Origin of the sequence: Mesorhizobium sp. BR1-1-4 (assembly GCF_020165375.1) — a bacterium.
GTDB lineage: Bacteria > Pseudomonadota > Alphaproteobacteria > Rhizobiales > Rhizobiaceae > Mesorhizobium > Mesorhizobium australicum.
This window is the reverse complement of the sequence record NZ_JAIUIB010000007.1, coordinates 13529-26314: the sequence shown is the minus strand read 5'-3', so window position 1 is coordinate 26314 and position 12786 is coordinate 13529. Positions and strand designations below refer to the sequence as shown.

General features: G+C 62.3%; 12 protein-coding genes. 4 read left to right on the top strand and 8 right to left on the bottom strand.

Translation table 11 applies throughout. The features are described 5' to 3' along the window. Positions 1-183: 183 nt before the first annotated feature. From LB571_RS16460 to LB571_RS16430, 7 genes are all read right to left on the bottom strand, one after another. Positions 184-1287 carry an ABC transporter ATP-binding protein gene (locus LB571_RS16460; protein WP_015315636.1) on the bottom strand — a complete coding sequence of 368 codons (1104 nt, stop codon included), beginning with the start codon at positions 1285-1287 and terminating at the stop codon, positions 184-186. Beyond that, positions 1287-2390, bottom strand: a complete 1104-nt coding sequence (locus tag LB571_RS16455) for an ABC transporter ATP-binding protein (protein ID WP_015315635.1) — start codon at positions 2388-2390, stop codon at positions 1287-1289. The genes LB571_RS16460 and LB571_RS16455 overlap by 1 nt, the downstream gene beginning before the upstream one ends. Beyond that, complete coding sequence (locus LB571_RS16450) at positions 2387-2617, bottom strand: hypothetical protein (RefSeq protein WP_015315634.1); 231 nt, start codon at positions 2615-2617, stop codon at positions 2387-2389. Before LB571_RS16450 ends, LB571_RS16455 begins: the two co-directional genes overlap by 4 nt. Beyond that, on the bottom strand, positions 2614-3573 hold the full coding sequence (locus LB571_RS16445; protein WP_015315633.1) for a carbohydrate ABC transporter permease: 960 nt from the start codon (positions 3571-3573) through the stop codon (positions 2614-2616). The genes LB571_RS16450 and LB571_RS16445 overlap by 4 nt, the downstream gene beginning before the upstream one ends. 1 nt (position 3574) lies before the next feature. Continuing rightward, the gene (locus LB571_RS16440; RefSeq protein WP_015315632.1) at positions 3575-4480 is read right to left on the bottom strand and encodes a carbohydrate ABC transporter permease; all 906 of its coding nucleotides are present in this window, start codon (positions 4478-4480) and stop codon (positions 3575-3577) included. Between the two features lie 69 nt (positions 4481-4549). Continuing rightward, entirely contained in the window at positions 4550-5866 is a 1317-nt protein-coding gene (locus tag LB571_RS16435; RefSeq protein ID WP_015315631.1) for an ABC transporter substrate-binding protein, read from the bottom strand. A gap of 360 nt (positions 5867-6226) precedes the next feature. Next, on the bottom strand, positions 6227-6907 hold the full coding sequence (locus LB571_RS16430; protein WP_140875042.1) for a TetR/AcrR family transcriptional regulator: 681 nt from the start codon (positions 6905-6907) through the stop codon (positions 6227-6229). Positions 6908-7046: 139 nt separating this feature from the next. Between LB571_RS16430 and LB571_RS16425 the strand changes: the two genes are divergently transcribed. From LB571_RS16425 to LB571_RS16415, 3 genes are read left to right on the top strand one after another with little or no spacing between them, the layout of a single operon-like run. Beyond that, positions 7047-8243: a Tm-1-like ATP-binding domain-containing protein gene (locus LB571_RS16425; RefSeq protein WP_015315629.1), complete on the top strand. Its 1197-nt coding sequence runs from the start codon at positions 7047-7049 to the stop codon at positions 8241-8243. Positions 8244-8252: 9 nt separating this feature from the next. Then, positions 8253-9110, top strand: a complete 858-nt coding sequence (locus tag LB571_RS16420) for a phosphoenolpyruvate hydrolase family protein (RefSeq protein ID WP_140661660.1) — start codon at positions 8253-8255, stop codon at positions 9108-9110. A 5-nt stretch (positions 9111-9115) separates the two neighbouring features. After that, positions 9116-9532 (top strand): cupin domain-containing protein, encoded by a 417-nt coding sequence (locus LB571_RS16415; RefSeq protein ID WP_140661659.1) that lies wholly within the window; start codon positions 9116-9118, stop codon positions 9530-9532. 67 nt (positions 9533-9599) lie between these two features. Here LB571_RS16415 and LB571_RS16410 read toward each other — a convergent pair whose 3' ends face one another. Then, the gene (locus LB571_RS16410) at positions 9600-10790 is read right to left on the bottom strand and encodes a M24 family metallopeptidase (protein WP_224595992.1); all 1191 of its coding nucleotides are present in this window, start codon (positions 10788-10790) and stop codon (positions 9600-9602) included. A gap of 365 nt (positions 10791-11155) precedes the next feature. Between LB571_RS16410 and LB571_RS16405 the strand changes: the two genes are divergently transcribed. Continuing rightward, the gene (locus LB571_RS16405; protein ID WP_224595989.1) at positions 11156-12766 is read left to right on the top strand and encodes an ABC transporter substrate-binding protein; all 1611 of its coding nucleotides are present in this window, start codon (positions 11156-11158) and stop codon (positions 12764-12766) included. The last annotated feature ends 20 nt before the right edge of the window (positions 12767-12786 follow it).

Here is a 12786-nt window from a genome sequence, read left to right as displayed (position 1 = left end):
GAACCTTGCTGAAAGTCCCGGCAACTGGCGGTGAAGCGACCAAGGGCGAACTGCCACCTTGATCCTACTGGACCCAGAAAGCCAATGAGATGCATGACGACGCCTGCCTCTCGGAGACGGAATGCGTGATCCTGCTGATCAACGACACGCCTTACGAGACCTACCTGCCGAAATAGCCGCGCCCTATGATGCGTGCCGCAGGCTGACACCACTGCCCTTGTCGAACAGCACCACCTTGTCGGGATTCCAGGCAAAGCGCACCGGTTGCTCGATCGCGACATCGGTCCTGGCCGGCACCGTGGCGCGAAGCGTTGTATCGCCGACCCGCAGCGTCAGGATCTTTTCCACGCCATGGTTCTCGACGTCGTGGACACGCGCCTCGACCGGTGCGCCGCTTTCCAGATAGACATCCTCCGGACGGATGCCGAAGACGAGCGGGCGACCGTCGGTCGCCGCACTCGCCCCAGCCCCCGTAAAAATCTTGGCCGCCCCCGCGAAGGGCAGTTCGAAATTCAATGGCGCCATCACCGCGCGGCCGTTAACCAGCCTGCCGTCGATGAGGTTCATCGGCGGCGAGCCGACGAAGCTCGCCACATAGGTGTCGCGCGGATTGTTGTAGATCTCGTGCGGCGTGCCGGTCTGGATGATGCGGCCATGGTTGAGCACGCCGACCTTGTCGCCCATCGACATCGCCTCGATCTGGTCGTGGGTCACGAACAGGAAGGTGGCGCCAAGCTGTATCTGCAGGTTCTTCAATTCGGTGCGGAGCGCCTCGCGCAATTTGGCGTCGAGCGCCGACAGCGGCTCGTCCATCAAGAACACGCGCGGCTTGCGCACGATGGCACGGCCGATGGAGACGCGCTGCATCTCGCCGCCGGACAGGCGGTCGGTCTTGCGGTCGAGCAGGTGCTCGATCCGCAGCGTGCGGGCGGCGCGGTCGACGCGGTCCTTGATCTCGGCATCCGGCAGCCGGCGGATCTTCGGCTTCAGCGGAAATTCGAGGTTTTCGCGCACCGTGTAGCGCGGGTAGAGCGAATATTGCTGCAGCACCAGCGCCACGTCGCGCTCGGCCGCACCCCAGTCGGCGACGTCGACGCCGTCGATGAAGACCTGCCCCTCGCTCGGCTTCTCCAGACCGGCAATCAGCCGCAGCGTCGTCGTCTTGCCGGCGCCCGTCTCGCCGAGCAGGACAAAGAATTCGCCATCGGCGATGTCGAGGTCGAGCCCGGTCAAGGCCGTGTGATTGCCGAAAGTCTTGGAGATGTTCTTGAGCTGGATATGGGCCATCAGAGCCTCACTTCAAGCGACCTGCCGCTTGCCTTGTCGAAGAAATGCGCCTGGGTCGGATCGATTCGGGCAAACACCTTCTCGCCCGGTCCGGCAACGAAGCCGCTCTTCGTGCGGGCCCGCAGCATTTTCGAGCCAACCTTGAGGTCGACGATGTCGAAGGAGCCGAGCGGTTCGACGATCTGCGTCTCGACGGCCATGAAGCCATCGGCCGCGTCACGACGAATGAGGACGCCTTCCGGCCGGATGCCGAGTGCGAGTTGGCCGCTGGCGTGGCCGTTGAGTTTCGACAGCAGCGCCCGCGGAAACTCGAAGCCGGAAGCCGCTCCACCAACGGTGACCGAGGCCGATGACGTTGTTTCGGCAACCGCCGCGTCGGCGACATTCATCACCGGACTGCCGACGAATTGGGCCACGAACAGGTTGGCTGGACGCGAATAGACCTCGTCGGGCGTTCCCACCTGCTGCAGCACGCCCTCATGCATGATGACGATGCGGTCGGCGAGGCTCATCGCCTCGATCTGGTCGTGCGTGACATAGATGGTGGTCGAGCCCTGCTTGATATGCAGCCGCTTGATCTCGGCTCGCATCTCCTCGCGCAATTTGGCGTCGAGCGCGCCGATCGGCTCATCCATCAGCATCGCCTTTGGCCGCCGCACCAGCGCTCGGCCGATCGCAACGCGCTGCATGTCGCCGCCCGAAAGCGCCGACGGCTTCTTCGCCAGCAGATCCGTTATCTGCAGCGTCTTGGCAACCGAGCGCACTTCCTGGTCGATCTCGCTTTTGCTCTTGCGCGTGGCGCGCAACGGAAAGGCGATGTTCTCGTAGACGCTCATATGCGGGTAGAGCGAGAATGATTGGAACACCATGGCGATGTCGCGGTCGGCGGCTTTCAGATGCTGGACCGGCTTGCCGTCGATGAGGATGTCGCCCTCGTCGATGGTTTCCAGTCCGGCGATGGCGCGCAACGTCGTCGTCTTGCCGCAACCGGACTGGCCGAGCAGGACGATGAACTCATTGTCCGCGATCTTGAGGTTGAGATCCTTGATGACCTGGACGGCACCAAAGAATTTCTGGACGCCGCGAAGCTCGATCTGGGTCAATGCTGTGCTCCCGGATTTCGCGCGTCCCCGGCATGACCGGTGCCGGCCTGTTCCTCGGGTGCGATCTTCGAGGTGATGTTGAAGCCGATCAGCCCGATCAGGATGATGGTCAGGCCGTAGGTGTGCAGGGTCATGTTCCAGGGCTGGCAGAGGGCCACGATGCCGAGCACCATGAGTATCTGCGAACCCGGTTCCAGATATTTCTGATTGATGGCGCGAAAGCTCATTTGCGGATCGCTCCGAAGGACATGCCGCGCAGCAGATGGTTGCGGAGCAGGAAGGTGAAGATGGCGACCGGCAGCAGGAACAGGAAGGTGCCGGCGGCTATCACCGTCCAGTCCGGCAGGCCCGAACCGACCTGGCTCGGGATGAACGGCGGCGCCGTCTGGGCGCGGCGGTTGGTCATGATCAGCGCGAAGGCGTATTCGTTCCATGCCGTGATGAAGCAGAAGACGGCGGTGGCGGCGATGCCGGTGGCGGCCTCCGGCAGCACGATCTTGAAGAAGGCTTCCATACGTGTGTAGCCGTCGACCAGTGCCGCCTCCTCATATTCCTTCGGGATTTCATCCATGAAACCCTTCATCAGCCACACCGAAAAGGACAGGTTGAAGGCGGTGTAGAGAATGATCAGCCCGATGTGGGTATCGTTGAGGCCGACCGCGCGGTACATCAGGAACATCGGGATCGCGACCACCACCGGTGGCAGCATGCGTGTCGACAGGATGAAGAAGAGCAGGTCCGCCTCCCCTTTCACCCTGAAACGCGAGAAGCCATAGGCGGTGAACGTGCCCATGCCGACGGCCAGCACCGTCGAGGTGATGGCGATGATCAGCGAGTTCAGGAAGCGGCTCGGATAGCCCGACCACTGCACCTGGCCCTTGCCGTCGCGCACGATCTTTTCGCCACCGTCGAAGACGACGCGCTCCCACCATGGGGCCGCCGCGTACTCTTCCGGCGATGGCGGACTGCGCAATTGAGAGCGCTTGGTGAACAGCTTCACGAACGGCGATATCTCCGGCTGGAAGACAACGGTCGGCGGAATCGTAGTGGCAAGATTGCGCGGCTTGAACGCTGTCGAGGCGATCCAGTAGATCGGCGCCAGGAAGATGATCGTCACCAGCAGCACGGCGACTATGGCGACGCGGTTGAAGGTGATTTCGGAAGAAGTGCGGACGGCCGCCATCTCAGCGCTCCTTCACCTTGTTGAGATATTTGACGTAGATGTTGGTGATCGCAAGCACCATGATCAGCACGATGTAGGCCATCGCGCAGGAGCGCCCGGTCTGCCATTCCTGGAACGCCATCTTGTAGAGCCGGATCGAGATCAGCTCGGCCGTCGGCTGGCTGGTCAGGATGTAGGCGAGATCGAAGGTCTTGAAGGCTTCCATGGTGCGGAAGATGACGGCGATCATCAGGATCGGCGCGACCAGCGGCAGGGTGATGCGGAAGAACGTGTAGAACGGCCCGGCGCGGTCGATCGCGGCGGCCTCATAGAGATGCTTCGGCACCGCCGACAGCCCGGCCAGCGACAGCAGCATGACGAAGGGCGACCACATCCAGATGTCGGTCAACGCAACAGCGTAGAGCGCCATCTTGGGGTCGGCCAGCCACTCGAAATTGCCGAGCCCGAGCGCATAGTTGATAACCCCCCATGACGGGTCGTAAAGCAGTTTCCAGAACAGCCCGACCACCGCCATCGACAGCATCATCGGCAGCAGCAGCAGCGTGGTGATAAGACCCTTGAGCGGAATGTCCCGGTTGAGCAGCATCGCCACGCCGAAGCCGACAAGCAGCTGTCCGACGACCGAGACAATCACGTATTTCGCCGTGATGGCGAAGTTCGACCAGACATAAGGGTCGTTGAGCAGGTCGCGATAATTCTGCAGCCCGACGAAATTCGCCGGCGCATTGGTCGACGCGCGGAAGTCGGTGAAGGAATAGCCGAGCGAGTAGATCAGCGGAAAAATGTTGAAGACGATCAGGAACAGAACCGTCGGGATGATGAAGAGATTGCGGATGGAGATATCGCTTAGGCCGCGTGCCGCGGCGCGCGAGGATCTGTCGAGGGTGGTGATCATCGTGGTCGCCAAGACCCTGCTCCCGGTTCAAGAAAAAGAAACGGAGGAGGCGACACCGCCCCCTCCGCGGGACATGAAGGATTATTGGACGCGGCCGTATTTCTTGAAGGTCGCGTTCCAGTCTCCAGCCAATGCGTCCAGCGTTTCCTTGGCGGTGCCGCTGCCGCCGATCATGTAGGGGTAGACGCGCTGGTTGAGCTGCTGCAGCAGTTCTGCGTATTCCGGCACTGCCCAGAAATCCTTCACCTTGAACATGGTCTCGTAGAAGGCCTTGTTGTAGGGCGTGGCGTTCTGGAACTCAGGCGACTTGAGCACCGCCTGGCTGCAGGTATAGCCGCCAAGGGCCGCCCACTTCTTCTGGGTCTCGTCCTTGATGAACCATTCGAGGAACTTCATCGCCTCGTCCTGCTTCTTCGAGTACGAGATGACGGAGATGCCTTGCCCGCCGAGCGCGGCGAACTGGTCGCCATTTGGGCCGGGAGGGTTGGCGAAGAAGCCGGTGTTCTTGGCATTCGGGTTCGACGCTTCGTTGATCAGCGAGGGGAAGAACGCGAAGAAGTTCATGCTCATCGCGGCCAGGTTTTCCGTGATTGCCTGGTTGTCCTCGACGAAGAACGATTTGGCCCAGCCCGGAGGCGTGAACTTGTAGAGCTCCTTGTAAGCATCGAGCGCGGCCACCGCCTTGTCGGAGTTGATGTGACCGTCGACCTTGTAGGTCGTGTAATCGCCCAGCTCACCGCCATAGGAGAACAGCGCGTTCTCAAAGCCCATCGCCATCGCGTCGTAGGAATTGTCGGTGTAGATGGCGATGCCGTATCTCTTCTGATCCGGCCGGTGGAAGAACTCGGCGATGTCGCGCAGCGCCTTGAAATCCTTCGGCACGTCGAGGTCGTAGCCGTATTTGGCTTTGAAGGCTTCCTTTTCCTTGGGATCCTCGAACCAATCCTTGCGATAGGACCAGCCGACGGCGTCGCCCTCAAGCGGGATCGCCCAGTATTTGCCGCTGTTGCCGGGATACTCGGCATAATATTTCACCGTCGCCGGTGCCATGACGTTGCCGAGATCATGCTTCTTGAAGAAGTCGGTCAGGTCGACGTAGTGGCCGCCGGTGGAGCCGGCGCCGAGCCACTGCGAGTCGCCGACGACCAGGTCATAGGCGTCGCCATGGGCGTTGAACTCGGTAAAGGCCTTGGTCTGGAAGTCGGACCAGGGCGTGGTCTCCACCGTGATCTTGACGCCGGTTTCCTTCTCGTACTCGTTGCCGAGTTCCTGCAGGTAATTGGCCGGATCCCATTCCGCCCAGAAGATGGTGAGCGACTTTTCCTGCGCGTAGACGGACGTTCCGCAGGCAAGCGTTAAGCCGATACCAGCAAGCATGCTGGTCACTAACTTGCGCATAATGATTTCCTCCCTTGTGCGCATTCTACCTTGTCGTACGAGCCAGCGACGGAGCCGGCCCTGGTAGTTCCTCCCGTGGTCGCGCTTTTCCGAATTCGGAGCCTCCTCGCTCTGTCCGGAAATGGATCGCAGCCCTCACTTTCGATCCGCTTATCTTCCTTGATCTGGTATTACCAATCCTGCGGCGACGTCAAGCCCTTTCTTGAAAGCCGGCATGGGCCGTTACTGTCGAATTAAAGCTTTATCTGCCTGTTTTCCCATGATTTTCCTACTCAATGATATACATTGACCTTGCCCCATGATCGCATTTTGGGCTAGGATCAGCGGTATGCAGGCAAATCTGGTCGAACCAGATTGGGGCTATTTCGCCGCTCCTGAAGCGGACTCATCACCACCATAAGCCGACTCCGCGATTGCTGTGCGCACCAGCGCACTCGCCGCCCATTGCGCCACCGACATCATCCGGCGGCTGTCCAGCCCCCATATATCCTTGAGCACGATCAGCACCTCCACGCCGAAGATCAGCGACAGCGCCTGCGCCAGCCGCTTGAAGTCGCGCGGCGGCAAGCGGCCCTTGAGCGGCGTGAGCGCCTCCTTCAGCAATTCGACGCGATGGCCGCGCGTGAAGGCCGGCTCTCCGCCCAGCGTGCCCGCCTGGCGCCGCGCCCATTGATCGAGCGACAGCTTCAAAGCAGCCTTGAATGTCGCCTCGAAGGCCTCGATGCGCGGCATGGCCGTATCGAACAGTTCGGTGACGCGGCGCTCGGCATCGGCGGCGGTGGACTTCCAGGTCAAGATTGGCCCCAGCCCCTCGTCGACGACGGCCTGCACCAGGGCTGCCTGGCTGGGGAAGTAACGGTAGGCCGTGGCCCGGGAGACCTCGGCTGCCTCCGCCACCTCGCTGACCGAAGGCGTCGCCCCCGCCTGCATCAGCCGCGTGGCCGTCTCCAGCATCAGCCGCTTTGTCCGCGCCCGCGGTCCGCGCTCTGCTCTCTCCCCGGCATTGTCGTCCGTTGCGGGTTGTTGACGTGAGACATCCATGCCAATACGATACGCGCGTCTCAAAAATTTGCAATGGCAGCCCTTTTCCTGGAGTGGCCACGTTGACGCTCTACGGCGCACAAAGCTTTCATCTGATGAACATCACCACCTTCGAACCAACCAGCAGAGGGAGGCGCGGATGAAGCGCATCCATGTGGTGGGCACCGCCGACACCAAGGGCGAGGAACTCGCATTCCTGGCCGATGCGATCGCCGCGACGGGTGCCGTCGTCTGCCGTGTCGATGTCGGCACGCGAGGCGCGACCGTGCCGGTCGACGTCTCGGCTGAAGAGGTCGCCGCCCATCATCCCGATGGCCGCGGTGCGGTGCTCGGCATCGACGACCGCGGCAGATCGGTTGCGGCAATGGCTGGGGCCTTCACGCGCTTTGTCCAGTCCCGCGACGACATATCGGGCATCATCGGCATTGGCGGCGGCGGGGGCACCTCGATCATCACAGCGGGCATGCGCGCGCTGCCGCTCGGTCTGCCCAAGCTCATGGTCTCCACGCTGGCCTCGGGCGACACCGCCCCCTATGTGGACGTGTCCGACATCATCATGATGCCATCGGTGACCGACATGGCCGGCCTCAACCGGCTGTCTCGTGTCGTGCTGCACAACGCCGCCCAGGCGATAGCGGGCATGGCGGTCAATCCGGCGCCTGCGGCGGACGGCAAGGCCTCGATCGGCCTCACCATGTTCGGCGTCACCACGCCTTGCGTGACGGCAATCGCTGAACACCTCCGCTCGACTTATGATTGCATGGTCTTCCATGCCACTGGCACCGGCGGCCGCAGCATGGAGAAGCTGGCCGACAGCGGCCTGCTGTCGGGTGTCATCGACATCACCACGACCGAGGTCTGCGACCTGCTGTTCGGCGGCGTGCTGCCGGCGACCCAGGATCGTTTCGGTGCCATTGCCCGCACCAAGCTACCCTATGTCGGCTCGGTCGGCGCGCTCGACATGGTCAATTTCTGGGCGCCATCGACCATTCCGGAGCATTATCGTGGCCGGCTGTTCTACGAGCACAATCCGAACGTCACGCTGATGCGCACGACCGCGCGGGAATGTCGCGCGATCGGCGAATGGATCGGCACCAGGCTCGCCCATTGCGAAGGCCCGGTGCATTTCCTGATCCCGGAAAAAGGCGTTTCCGCGCTCGACATCGAAGGCGGCGCCTTCTTCGATCCGGAAGCCGACGCAGCTCTGTTCGAAGCCGTCGAGCGCACCATCAGGCCGGGTGCGACGCGCCGCGTCACCCGCCTGCCGCTGCACATCAACGATCCGGACTTTGCCAAGGCGGCGGTCGCGGCCTTTCTCGACATCGCCAGACAGTGAGACCCAGACATGCCAGCCATACCGCGCAAGGACATACTGAAAAAGTTCCGGGGAATGATCGACAAAGGCGTGCCGATCGTCGGTGGCGGCGCCGGCACCGGCCTGTCGGCCAAGGCCGAGGAGGCCGGCGGCATCGACCTCATCATCATCTACAATTCCGGCCGCTACCGCATGGCTGGCCGCGGCTCGGCCGCTGGCCTGCTCGCCTATGGCAACGCCAACGAGATCGTCAAGGAGATGGCCTATGAGGTGCTGCCGGTGGTCAAGAAGACGCCGGTACTGGCCGGCGTCAACGGCACCGATCCCTTCGTCATCATGCCGCTGCTGCTGGCGGAACTGAAGACGATGGGCTTTTCCGGCGTTCAGAACTTTCCCACCATCGGCCTGTTCGACGGCCAGATGCGGCAGAGTTTCGAAGAGACCGGCATGGGCTTCGGCCTAGAGGTGGACATGATCGCCGAGGCACACAAGCTCGACCTCCTGACCACGCCCTATGTCTTCAACCCCGAAGAAGCACGCGCCATGACCAAGGCGGGCGCCGATGTCGTCGTCGCCCATATGGGCGTGACTACCGGCGGCTCGATCGGCGCCACCTCGGCCAAGTCGCTCGACGACTGCGTCATTGCCATCGACGCCATTGCCGAGGCGGCGCGCTCGGTGCGCAAGGATGTCATCCTGCTTTGCCATGGCGGCCCGATCTCGATGCCCGATGACGCCCGCTACATCCTCTCCCACGCCAAGGGCCTGCACGGCTTTTATGGCGCGAGCTCGATGGAACGGCTGCCGGCGGAAGCCGCGATCGCCAGGCAGACGGTGGATTTCAAGGCGGTGACGCTCGGCGCCGCCGCAAAGAACAAGAAGGGATGAGAGAGATGACCGACAGGAGCAAGGTGTTTGTCTACCCGAAGGACGTCAGCGCCTTCGGCTTCGACTGGGGAAAACTGTCTTTGACGGTGGCACCTGAAGTGAACGGCGCGACCCGCTTTTCCGGCGGCGTCGTCGACCTGCCCTCAGGCAAGGGCCATACCCGCCACAACCATCCGGGTGCGGAAGAGATCATCTTCGTCATCTCGGGCCATGGCGAGCAGATGGTCGAGGATGAGAAGGGCAATCCGGTGGTGGAGAAAGTCGGCCCCGGCTGCACCATCTACGTGCCGGAGAGTCGGTTTCATTCGACGCTCAACACCGGCGACGGGCCCATGCAGCTGTTCGTCGTCTATTCGCCGGCCGGGCCGGAACTGGGCCTGCGCGAACTGCCGGATTTCAGGCTGATCCCACCGGGTAGTTGATCAATCTATCCTGCTACAGGCAGCGCCGCCCCGAAAGGCGGATGAGGGGCAGCGCCTGCCTCCAAAATTAGGCCGTCCCACCCCTATTCCATCCCCGGCCGCGATCGCCAAACATCACGTACCCGCTCTCGGTCACCGCCAGCGTATCCTCCAGCTTGATGAAGCCGCGCGTCGGGTGGAGCATGGTGGTCTCCACCGACAGCACCATGTTTTTCTCCAGCGGCTTGGCCGCATAGGTGCCTTCATAAGCCACCGGATGGTTGGTCATCAGGAACGGCGCCTCATGCGTGATCAGGCCCATGCCGTGGGCGAAGAAATCCGTATAGGGCGCGACCTTGGATGTCTTCAGCACACCCTCGGCGTAAGCAATCATGTCGCCGCCAAGCGTGCCCGCCTTCACCTTCGAGAAGGCCGCCTGCTGCACCGTCTCGACCTCGGCCAGCAGATCCTCGAGCTCGGCATCGGGTTCGCCCAGAATGCCCATCCTGCAGAGGTCGCCGATATAGCCGTGATAATTGCCGCCGGAATCGATCGACAGCACCTCGCCCTTCTTCCACGCTTGCGGAGAGGTGGCGCGGTTGTGGCTGGAGCCCAGCGTCAGCAGGCAATATTCGAAATGCGCACCGCGATTGGTCTCTTCGCGCCTGATCTGCTCGATCATCTCGGCCTTGGTCGTGCCCTCGCGCGCCCAGGCGATGGTCGCCAGCATGGAATCGGTGATCAGCTCGGAGGCCGTGCGCAGCTTCTCCAACTCCGCGTCGGCCTTGATGGCACGCATGCGTTCCAGCATGTCGGTCGCATCGATCAGCTTCGCGTCGGGCAATGCCTTGCGGATCAGCGCATAGGCGTCCGACGGCAGGAAACCGGGCTCGATACCGATGCGGGCATCGCCCTTGCCGATCTTCCTGACATGCTCGACGGCAAGATTGGCGGCGTCGAGGGTGCCCCAGCAGGCGGCATGCAGCGTCGGCGTCCAGAACGGGTGGTTCTGGTGCTCGCCGCCTTCCATGCGATTGCCGATATAGGCAGCATGATCCGGACCGCCCTTCTCGTAGACCACGATCGGCAAATAGCGGCTGTGGCCGATCGCATCCATGGCGGCGAAGAAGATGAACTTGTAGCCGCCCAGCAGATACTGCGTGTTGTGCTTGGAGGTCGCGAGCAGCACGTCGATGCCGGCCTCCTCCATCAGCCGGTCGACCCTGGCCTGCTCGAACGGGATATCGCTGACGGCACTCTTGCCCGGCGCAATGTTCATCACTCTCTCCCTGAATTGCCGGGATCGGCGCTGTTTCGCACCCGATCCACTGGCTCGCGATCAAATCTGCACCATTTTTCTCGTTCTGGTCCAGCCAGAATGTTTACGAACACAGCGCCAGGGCGGTCACCAAAGCGTCATTTGTTCACATATCCGGAAACTGGTCCTACCAGCCAACCGAATTGACTGGACTTGTGCTAAACTGGTCCAGCGGACGGAAATTTCAAAGCCAAGCAAGGATGCGCCAATTCCGTCTCTGGCGAAACCCTCGGCAAGGCCCATAATCCCCGCCGCAAGGATGCCGATGCGCGCGCCGGCGTTCGAGGCCGCGCCCGGTCGGGTGGAGGAGAGGATTGAGGTCGATCATGTCAGGTTTCACGATTTCCAGACGCACCATGCTTACCGGGTCGGCAATGCTGCTGGCCACCACCGCCATGCCGGCCCTGGGCTGGACGCAGACGCCAAAGAAAGGCGGACGGCTCGTGCTTGCCGCCGATTCCGAGCCGCGCAATCTCAACCCGGCGATCGTCGCCTCCAACGGCGTTTTCTTCATCTCCAGCAAGATCGTCGAGACGCTGGCCGAAGCCTCCTTCGACGGCAAGGACGGGCTCGCGCCTCGGCTGGCGGTGAGCTGGGAAGGTGCCGCCGACGGTCTCTCGGCGACCTTCAAGCTGCGCGAAGGAGTCAAATGGCATGACGGCAAGCCGTTCACCTCGGCCGACGTCGCCTTCTCGGCGCTGCAGATATGGAAGCCGCTGCAGAATCTCGGCCGCACCGTGTTCAAGGACCTCAGCACGGTCGACACGCCAGACGATCTGACCACCGTGTTCAAATTCGCCAAGCCGACGCCGTTCCAGCTGATCCGCAACGCCTTGCCGGCGCTGTCGAGCGTGGTGCCGAAGCACATCTACGAAGTCGGCAAGATCGAGGACAACCCCGCCAACAACGCACCGATCGGTACGGGTCCGTTCAAGTTCGGCGAGTACAAGGCCGGCCAGTATTACCGGCTGACGAAGAACGCCGACTACTGGGGCAAGGACGAGCCCTATCTTGACGAGATCATCTATCAGGTCCTGCCCGACCGTACCTCGGCCGCCGCCGCGCTGGAGGCCGAGGAAATCCAGCTCGCGGCTTTCTCGGCCGTGCCGCTGGCCGATCTCGACCGCATCTCCAAGGTTCCCGGCCTGAAGGTCATCACCAAGGGCTATGAGGGTCTGACCTACCAGCTCGTGGTGGAGATCAACCATCGCCGCAAGGAATTGGCCGACCTCAAGGTGCGCCAGGCCATCGCGCACGCCATCGACAAGGACTTCGTCGTCAAGACAGTGTTCCTCGGCTACGCCGCCACGGCCACCGGCCCGGTGCCGAAGAACGATCCGCAATTCTACACCGCCGACGTGCCGATCTATGCCTTCGATGTCGCCAAGGCCAACTCCCTGCTCGACGAAGCCGGTTATAAGAAAGGCGCCGACGGCAACCGCTTCTCGCTCAGGCTCTTGCCTGCCCCCTATTTCAATGAGACAAAACAGTTCGGCGACTACCTGCGCCAGGCGCTCGCGGCAATAGGCATCGACGCGCAGCTGGTCAACAACGACTCGGCCGCCCACATCAAGGCGGTCTATACCGACCACGCCTTCGACCTCGCGGTCGGCCCGCCGGTTTTCCGCGGCGACCCGGCGATCTCGACCACCATCTTGGTGCAGGGCGGCATTCCCGATGGCGTGCCGTTCTCAAACCAGGGCGGCTACAAGAATGACGCGCTCGACGCCCTGATCACCAAGGCCTCCGAAACGCTCGACACCACGGCGCGCACCAATCTCTACAAGGAGTTTCAGAAGCAGGTCGCGGCCGACCTGCCGCTGATCAACGTCGCCGAATGGAGTTTTATCAGCGTCGCCAGTGACAAGGTCGGCAACATCGCCAACAACCCGCGCTGGGCGGTCTCGAACTGGGCGGACACATATTTGGAATCGTGACACACTCACGCGGATGAGAA